Source organism: Cobetia sp. PDI-23MA (genome assembly GCF_059507735.1).
This window is the reverse complement of record NZ_CM183352.1, coordinates 2,940,747-2,958,622: the sequence shown is the minus strand read 5'-3', so window position 1 is coordinate 2,958,622 and position 17,876 is coordinate 2,940,747. Positions and strand designations below refer to the sequence as shown.

The 17,876-nt window shown below is 63.0% G+C and carries 13 protein-coding genes and 1 pseudogene; 8 read left to right on the top strand and 6 right to left on the bottom strand.

What is annotated here, in order from left to right; all coding sequences use genetic code 11:
- Positions 1-189 precede the first annotated feature (189 nt).
- The 3 genes from groL to AC5WNJ_RS12545 form a co-directional block, all read right to left on the bottom strand.
- Positions 190-1,839, bottom strand: coding sequence for a chaperonin GroEL (gene groL / locus AC5WNJ_RS12555; RefSeq protein ID WP_253061315.1), 1,650 nt, complete (start codon positions 1,837-1,839; stop codon positions 190-192).
- A gap of 57 nt (positions 1,840-1,896) precedes the next feature.
- A complete protein-coding gene (locus tag AC5WNJ_RS12550; RefSeq protein WP_043331438.1) occupies positions 1,897-2,190 on the bottom strand; it encodes a co-chaperone GroES in 294 nt (97 codons plus the stop codon).
- Between the two features lie 494 nt (positions 2,191-2,684).
- Positions 2,685-3,248, bottom strand: a complete 564-nt coding sequence (locus tag AC5WNJ_RS12545) for an FxsA family protein (RefSeq protein ID WP_495929832.1) — start codon at positions 3,246-3,248, stop codon at positions 2,685-2,687.
- Between the two features lie 576 nt (positions 3,249-3,824).
- On the opposite strand from AC5WNJ_RS12545, the gene AC5WNJ_RS12540 reads away from it, so the two are divergent.
- The 6 genes from AC5WNJ_RS12540 (at position 3,825) to rsd (ending at position 11,037) form a co-directional block, all read left to right on the top strand.
- Positions 3,825-4,586 carry an SDR family oxidoreductase gene (locus tag AC5WNJ_RS12540; RefSeq protein ID WP_495929831.1) on the top strand — a complete coding sequence of 254 codons (762 nt, stop codon included), beginning with the start codon at positions 3,825-3,827 and terminating at the stop codon, positions 4,584-4,586.
- 143 nt (positions 4,587-4,729) lie between these two features.
- Complete coding sequence (gene msrB / locus AC5WNJ_RS12535) at positions 4,730-5,227, top strand: peptide-methionine (R)-S-oxide reductase MsrB (protein ID WP_253061309.1); 498 nt, start codon at positions 4,730-4,732, stop codon at positions 5,225-5,227.
- Positions 5,228-5,387: 160 nt separating this feature from the next.
- Positions 5,388-7,811 (top strand): Tex family protein, encoded by a 2,424-nt coding sequence (locus AC5WNJ_RS12530; protein WP_495929830.1) that lies wholly within the window; start codon positions 5,388-5,390, stop codon positions 7,809-7,811.
- Between the two features lie 164 nt (positions 7,812-7,975).
- Positions 7,976-9,574 (top strand): glutamate--cysteine ligase, encoded by a 1,599-nt coding sequence (gene gshA, locus AC5WNJ_RS12525; RefSeq protein WP_253061305.1) that lies wholly within the window; start codon positions 7,976-7,978, stop codon positions 9,572-9,574.
- A 272-nt stretch (positions 9,575-9,846) separates the two neighbouring features.
- Positions 9,847-10,407 (top strand): disulfide bond formation protein B, encoded by a 561-nt coding sequence (locus AC5WNJ_RS12520; protein ID WP_495929829.1) that lies wholly within the window; start codon positions 9,847-9,849, stop codon positions 10,405-10,407.
- A gap of 126 nt (positions 10,408-10,533) precedes the next feature.
- The gene (gene rsd / locus AC5WNJ_RS12515; protein ID WP_253061303.1) at positions 10,534-11,037 is read left to right on the top strand and encodes a sigma D regulator; all 504 of its coding nucleotides are present in this window, start codon (positions 10,534-10,536) and stop codon (positions 11,035-11,037) included.
- A gap of 107 nt (positions 11,038-11,144) precedes the next feature.
- Here the strand turns inward: rsd and AC5WNJ_RS12510 are convergent, their stop codons facing one another.
- Positions 11,145-12,536 (bottom strand): FAD-dependent oxidoreductase, encoded by a 1,392-nt coding sequence (locus AC5WNJ_RS12510; protein WP_175088486.1) that lies wholly within the window; start codon positions 12,534-12,536, stop codon positions 11,145-11,147.
- A 258-nt stretch (positions 12,537-12,794) separates the two neighbouring features.
- The gene (locus AC5WNJ_RS12505) at positions 12,795-13,451 is read right to left on the bottom strand and encodes a histidinol-phosphatase (RefSeq protein WP_495929828.1); all 657 of its coding nucleotides are present in this window, start codon (positions 13,449-13,451) and stop codon (positions 12,795-12,797) included.
- A 260-nt stretch (positions 13,452-13,711) separates the two neighbouring features.
- Here AC5WNJ_RS12505 and AC5WNJ_RS12500 point away from each other — a divergent pair.
- Positions 13,712-14,185, top strand: a pseudogene (locus AC5WNJ_RS12500) (RNA pyrophosphohydrolase); the annotation flags it as partial.
- A gap of 311 nt (positions 14,186-14,496) precedes the next feature.
- A complete protein-coding gene (gene ptsP / locus AC5WNJ_RS12495; RefSeq protein WP_253061299.1) occupies positions 14,497-16,797 on the top strand; it encodes a phosphoenolpyruvate--protein phosphotransferase in 2,301 nt (766 codons plus the stop codon).
- Here the strand turns inward: ptsP and AC5WNJ_RS12490 are convergent.
- Complete coding sequence (locus AC5WNJ_RS12490) at positions 16,790-17,743, bottom strand: NRDE family protein (RefSeq protein ID WP_495929827.1); 954 nt, start codon at positions 17,741-17,743, stop codon at positions 16,790-16,792. The genes ptsP and AC5WNJ_RS12490 overlap by 8 nt on opposite strands.
- Positions 17,744-17,876 lie beyond the last annotated feature (133 nt).

Sequence of the window (17,876 nt, the reverse complement as noted above, 5' to 3'; positions counted from 1 at the left end):
AGCGGGAGGCGTCAGGTGCCGAGAGGCGTGGCGCTTGCCATATGAGAGTCACGGCGTTCACTGTATGGGGCTCGCGGTGCACACCATGTGGAGCTCGCAGCGCTCGCCGAATGACAGGCATGAAAAAACCGCCCCTGCTTGCGCAGGAGCGGTTCGGGTCACGACGGGTGAGTCGTGGATGAGGCTGACTTACATCATGCCGCCCATGCCACCCATGCCGCCCATACCACCCATGTCGCCGCCGCCGGCAGCTTCCTTGTCTTCCGGATCTTCAGCGATCATGCATTCGGTGGTGATCATCAGGCCGCCGATGGAGGCCGCGGACTGCAGTGCAGAACGGGTCACCTTGGCCGGGTCCAGCACGCCCATCTCGAACATGTCGCCGTAGACGCCGGTAGAGGCGTTGTAGCCATAGTTGCCTTCGCCAGCCTTGACGTTGTTGAGCACGACAGAGGCTTCTTCACCGGCGTTGGTGACGATCTGACGCAGCGGCGCTTCCATGGCACGCAGTGCGATGGCGATACCGTGAGTCTGATCTTCGTTGTCGCCTTTCAGGTCGGCCAGCTGGCCCAGCACGCGAACCAGGGCAGTACCACCGCCAGGCACGACGCCTTCCTCGACGGCTGCACGAGTGGAGTGCAGGGCGTCTTCGACGCGAGCCTTCTTCTCTTTCATCTCGACTTCGGTGGCAGCACCGACGCGGATGACGGCAACGCCGCCGGCCAGCTTGGCGACACGTTCCTGCAGCTTCTCGCGGTCGTAATCAGAGGAGGTTTCCTCGATCTGAGCGCGAATCTGGGCAACGCGTGCTTCGATATCGCCTTCGTTGCCGGCGCCATCGATGATGGTGGTGTTTTCCTTGGACATGGTCACGCGCTTGGCGGTGCCCAGGTGGTCCAGGTTGGCCTGTTCGAGGTTGAGGCCGACTTCTTCGGAAATCACGGTGCCACCGGTCAGGATGGCGATGTCCTGCAGCATGGCCTTGCGACGGTCACCGAAGCCCGGTGCCTTGACGGCAGCGACCTTGACGATACCGCGCATGGTGTTGACGACCAGAGTCGCCAGCGCTTCGCCTTCGATGTCTTCGGCGATGATCGCCAGCGGCTTGCCGGACTTGGCAACGCCTTCCAGCACCGGCAGCAGTTCGCGGATGTTGGAGATCTTCTTGTCGACCAGCAGGATGTACGGGTCTTCGAGTTCGACCGCCATGGTGTCTTGGTTGGTGACGAAGTACGGAGACAGGTAGCCGCGATCGAACTGCATGCCTTCGACCACTTCCAGCTCGTCTTCGAAGCCACGACCTTCATCGACGGTGATGACGCCTTCCTTGCCGACCTTCTCCATCGCTTCCGCGATGATCTCGCCGATGCGAGAGTCGCCATTGGCGGAGATGGTGCCGACCTGAGCGATGGCCTTGGTGTCGGTGCACGGCACGGACAGCTCACGCACGGCCTTGACGGCTTCGATGACGGCCTTGTCGATACCGCGCTTCAGGTCCATCGGGTTCATGCCCGCGGTCACGCCTTTCAGGCCTTCGTTGACGATGGACTGAGCCAGCACGGTGGCGGTGGTGGTGCCGTCGCCAGCCACGTCAGACGTCTTGGAAGCGACTTCCTTGACCATCTGGGCACCCATGTTCTCGAAGCGGTCCTTCAGTTCGATTTCCTTGGCGACGGAAACGCCGTCCTTGGTGACGGTCGGAGCGCCGAAGGATTTTTCCAGTACCACGTTACGGCCTTTAGGGCCGAGGGTAGTCTTGACCGCGTCGGCCAGGACATTGACACCACGCGCCATGCGCTTGCGTGCATCATCGGAGAAACGAACGTCTTTTGCAGCCATGTTTATCTCTACCTTTAATCAGTAAGTCGAAGCGTTGGAACCCGAAAAAGCTGAAACTCAGCCTTCCACCACGGCGAGGATGTCGCTCTCGCTCATGATCAGCACCTCTTCGCCGTCGATTTTCTGCTTCTCGACGCCGTAGCCATCCTTGAAGATCACGGTATCGCCGACTTTCACGTCCAGCGGGCGAACTTCACCGTTCTCGAGGATGCGACCGTTACCGGCAGCGAGAATCTCGCCACGGGTCGGCTTTTCCTGGGCGCTGCCGGGCAGAACGATGCCACCTGCAGTTTTCTGTTCTTCTTCCACGCGACGAACCACGACGCGATCGTGCAAGGGACGGATGTTCATTGCTCACGTTCTCCTGATGGTAAATCCCGCCAGCTCCCGTTCTCTGTCGGTGAGTCTGGCGTTCAATGGGGTTGCCTACCGAGTGTGGACCCCGCCGCCGGGGGCGGGGCCGTTATCCATTGCACCGCTTTTATGGTGGCGAGGGGACAGCTTTCAAGTAGGCGATCACAAAAAAAATTCAAATCGCCGCCTCAAATGCGTCGCGTAAAAGCTACGCAACCCGGGCGCAATGTTGTTTGAACAGGTTCCACTAGATGAATCAACGGCTTGAGTGTATCTGAGCCACTCGCCGTTGGCATATAGCTGGCTGCCTCCAGACGGTGTCCATTGGTACAAGGCCGGATTAAGACCCAGTCCAGGCCCCGCCAGGCCAGGTCGGATGATGGCTCGAACAAGAAGGCCCGGCACTCGAGCCTGTCTCTCCAGTGCCGGGCCTTGGGGCCGTTCGATCACGTCTGGCAATGTCTTGCGCCGTGACGCCGCAGCAGCGCAGGTTACAGGCGCGGCTCGTCACGGCTGATGTAATCACCTTCCAGCGGCTCGCCGGTCTGCTGGCTGCTGCCTTGCTGTCCAGCGTGGTTGCTGCTTGTGTGCTGCTGATCGCCACCGCTGCGTGAGGCGCTGTCAGCACGGGCATCGGCTTCCCAGTCACCCGTGCGGGTGCTGCGCGAGCTCCCCGCAGCCGAGAAGCGCTCCTTGAAAAAGCGCGCGATCGCGCCATTGCCGCTCAGACCGCGCGTCAACAGTCCCCGCGAGGCGGGGAGCAGGCACAGCAGGCCGAAGGCGTCAGACAGAAAGCCCGGCGCCATCAACAGGGCGCCGCCGAAGATGAGCGCCGCGCCTTCCATCAGCTCGCCGGAAGGCATCTCGCCGCGTTGCAGGCGTTCCTGGGCGCGCATCAGTGTCGCGCGACCTTCGCGGCGAATCAGATGGAGGCCGACGGCGCCGGTGATCAGCACCAGCGCCAGGGTCGGCAGCAGGCCGATCTGGCTGCCGAGGCTGAACAACACCACGAAATCCAATAACCCGAACAGGGTAATCACTAACAGTATGGGCATCGTCTCTCCCGAAGCAGGTAAATGGCAGGTTGCGCCAATGCGTCAAGGGTAAACCAGCCGCCGGACGGGGAACAGTCGAATCGGGCCCTTTGAACGGCCCATGATCCGCTGGTGAGCGGTTGATGGTCGGTGGCGTGGATGGCTGGCGCTGCAGGGGTAGCGGTGCCATGCTGAACGATGTTGCATGTTGCAGTGCACAATAGAAGGGGCTGGATCGGGAGCGCCGGCAGGCAGAGCCCACGGCGGCCGTAGGGGGCGGGCCCAGGCTCACTCATCAGTATCCCCTGATTACGCTCACGCTGTTGATAGTGTGCGTTGACGCTGTCATTGCCTAGCGTTGGCGGATCTCGCCTGCGTTGAGGCAGGACACGGCGCGATCTGTTGCACTGCATCATGAAAATTTACCGCGAACTGGCAGCGGGCGTCACCCAGAGGCATTCTCTGTCACGATGACGCTGAACACTGAAGGGCGCGGTGCGGGACACTCGACACATAGATAGTGACGCCCGTACGGCATGCGGGCCTCGCATCCGGTAGCAGTTACTGACTGCCGGCAGACAACCTGGGAGACGGGACATGAAACTTGACGACAAGGTCATCGCGATTACGGGCGGCGCTCGAGGGCTGGGGTTGGCCATGGCGCGCTATCTGGGCGAGAAGGGAGCGGTGCTGGCGCTGCTGGACATCGAACAGGACGGCCTGGATGACGCCGTCGCGAGTCTGGAAGCTGCAGGCATCAAAGCGCAGGGCTTCGTGACCAATGTCGCGGAAGAAGACTCCGTCACCGCGGCCTTCTCGGCCATCAAGGGCGCATTGGGGCCGGTGAGCGGTCTGGTCAACAATGCCGGCATCACCCGTGACGGCCTGCTGATCAAGGCACGCGATGGCGTGGTGGAAAAGACCATGTCGCTGTCCAGCTGGCAGCAGGTCATCGATGTCAATCTGACCGGTGTCTTCCTGTGCACCCGTGAAGCGGCCAGTCAGATGATCGAAGCCGGCCAGCCGGGCGTGATCATCAATATCTCCAGCATCTCGCGCGCCGGCAACATGGGGCAGAGCAACTACACCGCCGCCAAGTCCGGTGTCGCGGCGCTGAGCGTGACCTGGGCCAAGGAGCTGGCACGCTACAGGATTCGCGTCGGTGCCGTGGCACCGGGCTTCATCGCCACCGAGATGACTGCCGGCATGAAGCCGGAGATGCTCGACAAGATCAAGAGTGGCATTCCGCTGCGCGATCTCGGGCGTCCGGAAGATATCGCCAGCAGCGTGGCCTTCATCTTCGACAATGACTACTTCACCGGGCGAGTGATCGAATGTGATGGTGGTCTGCGCATCTGACCCCATGGCTTGTGTCAGCCGATGAGACTGAAGCCCCCGCGATGACAGCATCGTGGGGGCTTTCTCTTGCGGCGAATGCATCCAACGCAGGTTGCTGCGCGTAGAGGTCAGTATTGCCGTTCATTGTCATAAGGAGACACGTCATGCAACGACGCCAATTCATGGGGCTGGTGCTGGGGGCGGGAGCGATGCTGGCCCTGCCCAGGCTGTCTGCCGCACGTCCGCAGCTGGAACTCGAGCGTGGCGCGGACATCACGCCGCTGACCCTGGAGGAAGATGAATGGCGTGCCCGCCTGAGCCCGGAGCAGTATCGCGTACTGCGCGAGGAGGGCACCGAGCGTGCGGGCTCCAGCGAGCTCAACAGGGAGCATCGCGAGGGCGAGTATCGCTGTGCCGGTTGTGATCTGGCGCTGTTCTCTTCTGCCACCAAGTTCGAGTCCGGCACTGGCTGGCCTAGCTTCTTCGATCATATCGAAGGCCGCCTGCTGACCAAGATCGACTACGGACTCATCTGGCCGCGCACCGAATATCACTGTGCGCGCTGTGGCGGGCACCAGGGGCATGTCTTCGAGGATGGTCCCGAACCCACCGGCCTGCGCTGGTGCAACAACGGTGTCGCGCTGCGCTTCGTGCCCGCGTGAGGCGCTTGGGAGGCATCCCGATTGGCGCAGTGAGCGGCTAAAGCAATCTTGCCGCTTTGTGGTAACGTGACGACATCGTGATACAGACGGCCCGGTCAACTCCACGACCGGGCCGTCTGTATATTGCCGCATGAATTCTGCTGTAAGGGACTGACGTTTCATGGACGCTACTGCAACTGACGCTACCACCTCCCGTCCTGCACCGACGCTGTCGCCCGCTGCCACCACTCGCCGCATTCAACAGGCGCTGGCCGGTGAGCTTGGGGTGCGCGAAGAACAGATCACTGCCACCGTCGAGCTGCTGGATGGCGGCGCGACCGTGCCGTTCATCTCGCGCTACCGCAAGGAAGCCACCGGCGGGCTTGATGACACCCAGATGCGTCAGCTCGAAGAGCGCCTGCGCTATCTGCGTGAGCTGGAGGAGCGGCGTCAGGTCGTGCTCGAGTCGATCGCCGAGCAGAACAAGCTGAGCGCCACGCTTGAGCGCGATGTGCTGGCCGCCGACAGCAAGCAGCGTCTGGAAGATCTCTACCTGCCGTATCGCAAGAAGCGCCGTACCAAGGCCCAGATCGCCCGTGAAGCGGGGCTTGAGCCTCTGGCCGATGCGCTGCTCAATGACCCGACGCTGGAGCCGGAGGCTCAGGCGGCTGGCTTCGTCGCTGCCGACAAGGACGTGGCCGATACCAAGGCGGCGCTGGATGGCGCCAAGCAGATTCTGATGGAGCGCTTCGCGGAGGATGCCGCGCTGGTCGGTCGCCTGCGTCAACGTCTGTGGGACGACGGCATCCTCAGCGCGCGCGTCATGAAGGGCAAGGAGCAGGAGGGCGCCAAGTTCTCCGATTACTTCGAGCATGACGAACCGCTGCACAAGGCGCCCTCGCACCGTGCGCTGGCCATGCTGCGGGGTCGCAACGAAGGCGTGCTGAGCCTCGCGCTCAAGCTGGAAGGCGAGGACGACCTGCCGCGTCACCCGATGGAAGGCGCCATCGCGGCGCATTTCTCCATAGACGATCAGGGGCGCGCCGCGGACCGCTGGTTGAAGGAAGTGGTGCGCTGGACCTGGCGCGTCAAGCTCTACACCCATCTGGAAAGCGAACTGATCGGGCGCCTGCGCGAGCGCGCCGAGCAGGAGGCCATCCAGGTCTTCGCCGACAACCTGAAGGACCTGCTGCTGGCAGCGCCGGCGGGCCCCAAGGCCACACTGGGGCTGGACCCGGGGCTACGCACCGGCGTCAAGGTCGCGGTAGTGGATGCCACCGGCAAGTATGTCGATCAGGCCACCCTCTATCCGCATGCACCGCACAATCGCTGGGACGCCTCGGTGGCCGAGCTGGTCAAGCTGATCGAACGGCATGATGTCGAGCTGATCGCCATCGGCAATGGCACCGCCTCACGCGAGACTGACAAGCTGGCCGCCGACGTGCTGACGCGCCTGTCCGGCCGTCGTCTGCAGAAAGTGATGGTCAACGAGGCCGGCGCGTCCATCTACTCGGCCTCGGAATATGCGGCGCGCGAATTTCCGGATCTGGACGTGACCATCCGCGGCGCGGTCTCCATCGCCCGCCGCCTGCAGGACCCGCTGGGCGAGCTGGTCAAGATCGAGCCCAAGTCCATCGGCGTGGGCCAGTACCAGCACGATGTCAGTCAGGTGCAGTTGGGGCGCAGTCTGGAGGCCGTCGTCGAGGATTGCGTCAACGGTGTTGGCGTCGATCTCAACATGGCCTCCAGCGCGCTGCTGTCGCGTGTCGCGGGTCTCAACACCACGCTTGCCGAGAATATCGTCGCGCACCGGGACGCCAATGGCCGTTTCGCCTCGCGCCAGGAATTGCTCAAGGTCAGCCGGCTGGGCCCGCGCACCTTCGAGCAGTGTGCCGGCTTTTTGCGCATCGCCTCCGGCAAGAATCCGCTGGATGCCAGCGCCGTCCACCCGGAGGCCTATCCGCTGGTCGAGCGCATCGCCAAGGCACACGGGCGTGATCTGCCGAGTCTGCTGGGTGATAGCGCCTTCCTGCGTACCGTGAAGCCGACGGAATTCACCGATGAGTACTTCGGCCTGCCGACGGTGACCGATATCCTGCGCGAACTGGACAAGCCGGGACGTGACCCGCGTCCCGAGTTCCGCTTCGCCGAGTTCAAGGAAGGCGTCGAGACCCTCAAGGATCTCGAGTCGGGCATGAAGCTTGAGGGCGTCGTCACCAACGTGACTCACTTCGGAGCCTTCGTGGATATCGGCGTGCATCAGGACGGCCTGGTACACATCTCTGCCCTGTCGCAAAAGTATGTTGCCGACCCGCGGGAGGTGGTCAAGGCGGGCGACATCGTCAGCGTCAAGGTGATGGAGGTCGACATCCCGCGCGCGCGCATCGCGTTGAGCATGCGTATGAGCGATACTCCCGCCGAGAAAGGCGCGGCCGGCGAGGCGCGACGCGGCGCAGAGGGCGGTCGTGGTGGGCGCTCGCAAGGCGGTGGTGGCCGTCAGGAGCGCGGCGGTCGCGGCAGTAATTCTGGCGCTAGCGGCGGCGCGGCACCGGCCAACAATGCGATGGCGGCAGCACTGCTCAATGCGCGCAAGTCAAAATCATAAGCCTTGAAAGCATTTTTTACGCGCCCATAATGTGGGCATACTGACCTGACGCGAACGGTGCCTGCCGTTCGCGTCTTGCATGGCATCCGGTGCAGCACGCGGGCCATGGTCATCCAATTCGACCGGAGAGGCTGGGCTTCTCCCCATGCGAAAGGGTTCATACCTTGTCCGAGCAACTCGCGTCCGCCATCGCGCGACTCACGCCCCAGGCCCGTCAGGGTCTCTTCGGGCGCCTGCGCCGTGGTATCGAGAAGGAAGGCCTGCGGGTTACCGCTGGCGGTGACATCAGCCAGACGCCGCATCCGCGTTCTCTGGGGTCGAAGCTGACCCATCCGTACATCACCACGGACTATTCCGAGTCTCTGCTCGAGTACATCACCCCGGTGTTCACTCGTCCCAAGGAGTCGCTGGAGTTTCTGGCTGACCTGCATCGCTTCAGCTATCGCAACCTGGGCGATGAGCTGATCTGGCCGGCCAGCATGCCGCCGCGTCTGCACGGTAATGACAGCGTGCCGATCGCCGATTACGGCACCTCCAACAGCGGCACCATGAAGCATATCTACCGCAAGGGGCTGGATGTCCGTTACGGGCGCATCATGCAGTCGATTGCCGGTATCCATTACAACTTCTCGCTGCCGGATGATTTCTGGAGCCTGCTGCAGGGGCTGGAAGGGGCAGAGGCGGAAGATGCGCGTGATTTCCGCTCGCGTCGCTATTTCGAGTTGATCCGCAACTTCCGCCGCCATAGCTGGATCCTGCTCTATCTGTTCGGCGCCTCGCCGGGGATCGACGAGAGCTTCCTCGATGGCGGCAATGATGATCGCCTCAAGCGTCAGGCGGACCGCAGCCTGGTCTCGGCCTACGCCACCAGTCTGCGCATGTCGGACCTGGGCTATCAGAACAAGGTGCAGGCGCAGCTCAAGATCTGTTTCAACTCGCTGGACAACTTCGTCGGCACCCTGCGTCACGCCATTGTCACGCCGTGGAAGGACTACGAGAAGCTGGGCGTCAAGCAGGCCGACGGCAGCTGGTCGCAGCTCTCCAGCAACATCCTGCAGATCGAGAACGAGTACTACTCCGACATCCGTCCCAAGCGTGTCACCCGGCAGAACGAGACGCCCAGTCAGGCACTGGAAGGGCGCGGTGTCGAATACATCGAAGTGCGCTGTCTGGATCTCAATCCCTTCCTGCCGGTCGGGATCGACGAGACGCAGATCCGCTTCCTCGATACCTTCCTGATCTGGTGTCTGCTGACCGAGAGTCCGTGGATCGACGACGAGGAATGCGCCACGCTCGACGACAGCAAGCGTCGCGTGGTCGAGGCCGGGCGTGACCCGGCGCTGACCCTGAGCGTCAATGGTGAAGAGCGACGCCTGCGCGATCTGGCAGCCAATATCATGGATGAGCTGGGAGAAGTCGCGGGCCTGCTCGACAGTGGCGACAAGACTGGCAGCGCGCACCGTGATGCGCTGGCGGCACTCGCACCGCGCTTCGATGATGCGCAGACCACACCGTCTGGCCGTCTGCTGACCAGCATGCTCGACAACGGCAGCAACTTCGTCGACGAAGTGCTGGCGCTGGCCAAGGGCCAGGCCGAGCAGTTCAAGTCAGAACCGACGGAGCGTGCGCGCGGCTATCTGCTCGATCAGCTGGTCGAGACCTCGCTGCAGCAACAGGGTGATATCGAGAAGGGGGATCATCAGGATTTCGACACCTTCATGGCCGAGTACTTCGCGTCCGCCCATGCTACGCAACCGGCGTGATCTCGTGACGCAACGCCAATTCATGTTCAGGTCATCGCGACACGGCATGATAGGTATCAGTCGCTGATAGTGACGGATTCGGCTATCGCTGCATCATCGGCGCCTCAGGCTTGAGGCGCCGATGATGTATGTGGCCTGTGCAGCCAGACTGAGCGCGGCTGCGGGGCACGACGCGGTGCAAGCCTCCATGCAGTCGCAGGGCCTTGATGGCCTTGCGGCTGCGTCATTTCTCACCCATGACTCCACTGGAGTTCGACCGGCAAGGACGGCAAATGACACAAGCGGACAAACAATCTGGGCAGCAGCCGGTAGCGCGCAAGGGTGGGCTTGCCAGCCTGGCGAGCTGGAGTGGGCGTCAATGGTGTCTGTTGGGAGCGCTGGGATGCGCCTTTCTGCTGGGCGTGGCCTTCGTGCTGCAGTTCGCCTTCGATCTGGCGCCGTGTTCACTGTGCATCTTCCAGCGCGTGGCGGTGGCTGTGGCCGGCGTCTTCTTCCTGCTGGGGGCCTTGCATGGCCCCGGACGCATCGGCACGCGCATCTATGCGCTGGGCGCACTGGCCGGCAGCCTCGGTGCTGTCGTGCTGGCGGGGCGCCATGTCTGGCTGCAGTCTCTGCCGCCGGACCAGGTGCCGGCCTGTGGCCCGGGCCTCAACTACATGCTGGAAGTGCTGCCGGTATGGGACGTGATCACCCAGGTGCTCAACGCCTCCGGTGAGTGCGCCCAGATCAGCGCACAGTGGCTGGGACTTTCGATTCCCCAGTGGTCGCTGATCGGTTTCTGTGGGCTGGCGCTGGTGCCGCTGGCGATGTTGTGGAGCAGTTGCCGCCGTTGAAGCCATTGCCCCTGCCACCATGGTGGGGGGTTGGCAGCGCGCACGGCATGGAGGATAGTGGGTTGGCAGCGGGGCGAGCACCGGAGGTCAGCCCCTATCGTTCGGGTCATGCCAGAGGAGGCGCCCATGCTGGAGGAATGCACCACTGCGGCGGAACGCTTTCGTGGCGTTCATCAGTTGGTTGATCGCTGGCTGGACCAGCGACGCGAGATGCTGGTCTGCTTCATGGATCTGCACGAGGCCTGTGTCAATGACCTCGAGCAGCTCGAGATGACACGCGTCAATCGCTTCATCGAGCTTTTGATGGACTACATCTCGGCGGGGCATTTCGAGGTCTATCCCCAGCTCAAGGAAGAAGGTCGTGTCTTCGAGGACACCGCGGCACTGGCGGTCTGCGAGCAGCTGATGCAGCGCCTGGAGCCCTCCACCGAGCTGGTGCTGTCCTTCGATGAGGATTTCTCCAGCCCTACCCGCTGCCAGCACTATCGCGCACGACTGCCGGAATGGCTGGCTCGCCTGCAGCAGGGGCTGACCGAGCGTTTCGCGCTGGAGGATCAGCTGATCCAGCGTCTGCATGCGGTACACGAGCCAATTGCCCGGACGGCCACGTCGGGCCAATCGGTGTCCTGAGGCACCTTCCGTCAGGCAGCCATCAGCAGGCACCTATCAAAAAGCCCCGCCAGCGAATGCTGGCGGGGCTTTTTGATGCTCATCCCGAGGCGTGTCTCGAAAGAGGCTTACATCAGAGAGGAGGCTTCCGGACGCTCGATCTCGGTCAATTCGATCTCGCCGGTCAGCAGGTCACGCTCGAAGGCTTCCTTGTCGATGTTGAAGCCAAGGAATTCCTGGGCGAGATACATGTCCTTCTCGGCGTTGCCCAGGCAGCTGGTGCCACCCGGTGACGGCGTCATGTTGAAGACGATGCCGGTGCCTGGATTGATCTTGGCTTCGCCCATCACGAGCTTCTGCTTGCTCTTGTCGATCAACTGCGGACGAACGCCACCGAAGCCCTTGGCGAAGCTGACGTCCTTGACGTCCAGGCTCGGCACGATCTTCTTGATGTCGCCGTGGAACAGACGCTCACGCAGCACCGGCACCTCGAACATGAAGTTCTTGAAGATGTAGTTGCGGATGTCGCGCACCTTCATCAGGTCCCACAGGGCCTTGACGACGTTGCGGTCCATGCGCAGCACCTTGAGGAACTCCCAGAAGGTCTTGCCGTTGTAGCGCTCCAGCAGCGGCAGCATCAGTGCGGTCGGGCCGAAGCGGGTCTTGCCTTCCACCAGCACGTCCGGGTCGCCGTGGACGGCGGCGAACGGCAGGTTCTCGTTCTGGATGGTGTAGACCTTGCCGTTGAGCACCTTCGGGGTGAAGTAGAAGGAGCCGGCCATCGGCAGGCAGGACTTGTCCAGGCCGTAACCCATCTTGTGGGCGAACAGCAGCGAGTGACCGCCGGCGCTGACCACGACATAGCGTGCGCTGAGCTCGCCCTTGTCGGTCTTGACCTTGTAGACGTCGCCTTCCTTGCGAATGTCTTCCACGGCGGTCGAGAGGCGAACGTCGAAGTTCATGCCTTTCTCGGCCGCTGCCTTCTCGCCTTCGCTGACGAAGGCTTCCGACAGGGTGGTGTAGTTGACGGCGGTATATTCGTCGGTGGAACCCAGCGCGACGATTTCCTCGTCAGGACGACGACCTTCCACCACCTTCGGCTCCAGCTCGGCGATGTCATCACGCTCGAGCAGCTTCAGATTGGGGAACAGCTGCTTGAAGGTGTCGAAACGCTTGCGCAGGAACTGGCATTCCTTGGCACCGACCGCCAGTACCATCTTCGGATACTTGTAGACGATGTGATCGCGCTCACTCTCACTGAGCTTGGTGGCGAAGTTGACCACCATGCCCGCGGTGCGCTTGGTCACACGCGCCTTCTCAACCGTGTAGTTGGTCTCGATGTCGCCGCAGTGAATGGTCTGGGAGTTGTTGCGACCGTGCGAGTTGACGATCGCGACGTGGTCGTACTTTTCCACCAGGCCGACCGACTTGAGGTCGGTGTAGCGGGCGAGTTCATAGAGAAGGGCGGTGCCGGACACGCCGCCACCCACAATCAGAACATCGTATGTCGTTGAGGACATGGCTGCTCACGCTCAAGGTTGGTGAGGGACATCCCCCGGACCCGACCGGGATTCCGGAGGCCGTCCTGCCGTGACGGGGCAAAAGTTGCCGCACCAGGCTCGACGGTTCGATGGACACACATTATAGACACATCTTGTGCGAAATGATTCAGCAAATAAGGTCGACTTTATGGTGAATGCTTGTGGCCACATGAAAACCTTATAGCTGAGGTCGCTCGACCTTATGGATCGATAAAATCCATGTAAATCAGTCTGTTATCAGTCGCGCAGTGAAATGATTCGCCAATCGCGCGCGTCAGCGGCGTCGCGCAGTTGCTTATCCGGGTCCACCGCGATGGCAGTATCGACACGCTCCAGCAGCGGTAGGTCATTGATGGAGTCGCTGTAGAAGGTGCTGCCATCCAGGGTGTGGTCACGTTCGGCGAGCCAGGCTTCGAGGCGGGTCACCTTGCCGGCCTGGAAGCTGGGGACGCCACTGACGCGCCCGGTGTAGCGGCCGTTGACGATCTCGGGCTCGATGGCGATCAGCTCATCGACGCCGAGGCGCTCAGCGATGGGAGCGGTGATGAAGCGATTGGTGGCGGTGATGATCAGCAGGGTGTCGCCGCGTGCCCGGTGACGTGCCAGCAGCTCTTCCGCCCGCGGCAGGATGATGGGCTCGATCTTGGCGGCCATGAACTGCTGGTGCCAGGCCGCCAGCTGCTCCGGACTGTTCTCGGACAACGGCTTGAGTGAGAAGGCCAGGTATTCGTGAATGTCCAGCTCGCCACTCTGGTAGAGCTGGTAGTAGCGCTCGTTGGCTTCACGATAGACGTTGGCGTCGACAGCGCCCTGTTCGACCAGAAATTCGCCCCAGGCGTGATCACTGTCCCCGGCGATCAGGGTATTGTCGAGATCAAAGATGGCCAGACTCACGGAAAACTCCTTGCTCTGCCCAGCCACACTCGGCTGGGCGACAGACACGGACAACAGAGCACGATAGGGTGCCGGCCCAGTGTTTGCGCGGGTGTACGGTGGCCGACGAGCAGTCTCGCCCGGCCGTGTTGCACTGCAATAGCGTGAAGGCAGCGATTATTGCAGAGGTACTCGGGCTTTCACACCGCCAAACCGCGTATTGAAGCGCTTTCAGCCTTTGTGGAAGAATGGTTTCAATTAACGAATCAAAGGTGACATCCGTGATCGACGCTGACGGCTTTCGCCCCAACGTTGGCATCATCATTGCCAACTGTGAGGGCCAGCTGCTCTGGGCGCGCCGGGTAGGACAGAATGCGTGGCAGTTTCCGCAAGGGGGCATCAAGCCAAACGAGACACCGCAACAGGCGCTGTTTCGTGAACTCGAAGAAGAGATCGGCCTGAAAGCTGAGGACGTCGAGATACTGGCCTGCACCCGTGGATGGCTGCGCTACCGGTTACCCAGACGCATGGTAAGAACGCACTCCCGACCGATCTGCATCGGTCAGAAGCAGAAGTGGTTCCTGTTGCAGATTCGCTGTCAGGACAACCGCGTAAGCGTGGATACCACACCCAAGCCGGAATTCGATGGCTGGCGTTGGGTAAGCTACTGGTATCCACTGGGGCAGGTCGTGGCCTTCAAGCGCGAGGTCTATCGGCGGGCGCTGCGTGAACTGGCGCCGCGGCTGCAGTGTCTGGTGGACACCGAGCGCCTCAAGGCGCTCGCCGAGGGGACCTCGCTGCATGAGGCGCGAGGTGCCTGCGGGACGCCTGGTGCCAGTGGCTCACCGGTCGGCACTGCCAATGCGGCGGCGGCCAAGGGGCTCGATGGTACAGGTGCCACTGACCCCGAGGCCGGTGGCGCCAGCTCCGAGGGTCACGGGCGTCATTCGTCCGACTGATGGCGTTGATGGGCGCGGGTGGCTGAGCCTGATTCACGCCACCTGTGTCCAGCAATCACTTTCTCGACGTCTCCGATGCGCGAGAGACACCATGCTTGAGGTACTCCATGCTTGAGGTGCTACGTCGTATCGTTCAGGAGGTCAATGGCGCACGTTCCCTGGACGCGGCACTGGCGACCATGGTGTTGCGCATACGCAAGGCCATGAAGACGGACGTCTGCTCCGTCTATCTGCTGGCACCGGAAAGCGATCGCTTCGTGCTCAAGGATACCATCGGTCTGCGCTCGTCGTCGGTGGGGCAGGTCAGTCTGGCACGTGGCGAGGGCCTGGTCGGGATGGTGGCGCTCAGAGAAGAGCCGCTCAATCTCGAGGATGCGCCCGCACACCCCCATTTCCGTTATTTCGAGGAGACCGGAGAGGAGCGCTTCTCCAGCTTCCTCGGTGTCCCCATCATTCATCAGCGTCGCGTGCTTGGGGTGCTGGTCATCCAGCAACACGAGAAGCGCCGCTTCGATGAAGGTGAGGAAGCCTTCCTTGTCACCCTCGGCGCACAGCTGGCGGGGGTACTGGCCCACGCGCTGGCCACCGGGGCACTGGGCAAGCTGGCCGGCACCAGCGGCCAGGCGACCTTCTCCGGCGTGGCCGGCTCGCCCGGCATCGCCATCGGCAAGGCCTTCGTGCTGTCTCCGCCTGCCGATCTGGACGCTGTCCCCGACCTGATCCCCACCGATATCGAATTCGAGATCGCACGCCTCAAGGAGGCGATCAACGCCGTGCGCGAAGAGATTCGCGTCGCGGCGGAGCGTCTCGCCAGTCGTATCTCCACCCAGGAACATGCGCTGTTCGAGGTCTATCAGCAGATGCTGGGCGACGCGGCGCTGGGGCAGGAGGTCGAGAAGCGCATCCGTGAAGGACAGTGGGCGCCGGCGGCGCTGGCCGATATCGTGCGCCGCCATGTGCAGTATCTCGAGCGTGTCGATGACGACTACCTGCGCGAAAGAGCGGCCGACATACGGGATCTCGGGCGCCGCGTGTTGTCACACCTGCAGGAAGAGGGTGACAGCGGTCCGATCGAATACCCGGAAAACACCATCCTCATCGGCCACGAGATCAGTCCAGCGACCTTGGGAGAGGTGCCGCGTGAGCGCCTCAAGGGATTGGTCGCGGTCAGTGGCTCGAGCACCTCGCATGTCGCCATCCTGGCGCGTGCGATGGGGATTCCCACCGTGCTGGGCATGGTGGATCTTCCGTTGTCGCGACTGGGCGGTGCACCGGTCATTCTCGATGGTCACCGTGGTCGACTGGTAGTGCGTCCCGAGCTTGAGCTCGGCGCCTACTATTCACGGTTGATCGAGGAGGAGCAGGCGTTGAGTGCTCTGCTGGAGCAGGAGCAGGATCTGCCAAGCGTGACCCCGGATGGTCATGTTCTGCCGCTGATGGTGAATACCGGCCTGGCGCTGGATTCCGTCGCGTCGCTCAAGTCGCGGGTCGGCGGGGTCGGGCTCTACCGCACCGAAGTGCCGTTCATGATGAGTGACCGCTTCCCCAGCGAGCAGGAGCAGGCGCGTCTGTATCGTGAGCAGCTCACGGGCTTCGCGCCGCTGCCGGTCATCATGCGCACGCTGGATATCGGCGGCGACAAGGACCTGCCCTATTTCCCGATCAACGAGGCCAATCCCTTCCTGGGCTGGCGGGGCATCCGGGTGACACTCGATCATCCCGAGGTGCTGATGGTGCAGCTGCGTGCCATGCTACGTGCCGCGGAAGGACTGGACAATCTGCGCATCATGCTGCCGATGATCTCGGGAATAGAGGAAGTTGATGCGGCGCTGGCGCTGGTCAATCGGGCGCTGGTCGAGCTGGCCGAAGAGGGCATCAACGTCTCGCGACCGAGTCTCGGCGTGATGATCGAGGTGCCGGCGGCGCTCTACCAGCTGGAAGCGCTCGCCACTCGGGTCGACTTCTTCTCCGTGGGCTCCAACGATCTCACCCAGTATCTGCTGGCGGTGGATCGCAACAACCCGCGCGTGGCGAGTCTCTACGATGCCTGCCATCCGGCGGTGTTGCGCGCCCTGGCGCGCCTGGCGGAAGAGTCGCGTGCGCTCAAGATGCCGGTGAGCGTCTGCGGTGAGCTGGCGGGCGACCCCGCCGGGGCCTTGCTGCTGCTGGGCATGGGCTTTGACAGCCTGTCGATGAATGCCCCGAGTCTGCCGCGCGTGCGTGCGGCCATTCGGCGGGTGTCACTGGGTGCGGCGCAGGGACTGGTGGACGAGGTGCTGTGTCAGCCCACCGCCGATGAGGTTCATGACCTGTTGCTCCACCGCCTGCAGGCCTGGGATCTGGCCCATCTGTTGCCGCCGCGCGACAACGCGCCCGTGGCGCAGAAAGCCGGCGAGACGACTAACTGAGCCGCCAGCTGCCGATGTCTCCTTTCTCGCCGCTTCCCGGGGCGATCGAACATGTCATGGCCCTGCGGCTGGCGATGGTATGGCCCTCAGGGCTGAAGCGGCGCTCCAGCAGGGTCAGGGTCTGTACCACACCAGATGGATCAGTCGTGTCCCTTGCCGGGTGGCGTTGCCAGCGCACCAGGGTCGAGGCCCGCGTGCCATATTCGGCGCTGACGATGAACGGGCTGGACAGCAGGGCTTCGCGTTCGGGCGTGAGCCCGGTGGCCGGCAGCTGAGTCGGCGCGGGCCGCCAGTCATCCTTGAGCAGGTCGAGCAGCGCGTCGTCGCTCAATGCTCGTGCGGTTGTCTGACCAGCACGGGCTGACGGGGCGAGGAGGGCTGCCAGGCGCCCACTCAGACGTCGTTGCTTGGGCCAGTCGCTCTCGGGATGGCCATTGCTCAGGCTGTGGATGCCCGCGCCGAGGCGGCTCACCTCGGCCCCTTTCGGGCCATGATGCAGGCGCCACAACGCCTTGCCATCGCAGACCAGCAGGTTGCACCAGTCCACGGCCTCAAGTGTCAGCGCAGACAGCTTCTGTGCGTCTGCCCCCTCCAGTGCCGCAGGCACGCTCTCTCCCGCGACCAGGGCGCGCAACCAGTCCTCAAGGCCCCAGTCTGAGCATCGGCCCAGCGCCTGACGCGCCGCTGCCGCGACCAGCTGGCCACGGCTGATGCTGGCCGTCGGGGCAGGGTGGTCCAGCTGTCGCACATTGGTCAGCGTGGCGAGGCTGCCGGCGGGGTGCATGACCAGCCAGCCGCCGCAGGCCACCAGGTCGCGTCCGCCGCACAACAGGCCATCCGGCCACACGCCGAGCCCGATGGTGGCGCGTGCGTGAAACTCATCCCGGTTGCCGATCAGTAGCAGGCATTCGCCCTGCGGCGAGTCCGGTTGCCAGTCAAATGCCATCAGGCACATATCGCCACTCCATCAGGGGGTCGGGAGAAAATAGCGCCTCTGTCACGCGGGCACTGCATGACGCCTGACGGCGGCTTGCGTATGCTGCTGCTTTGTCTCGACAGCTTGCGCTGGCAAGCGGTCG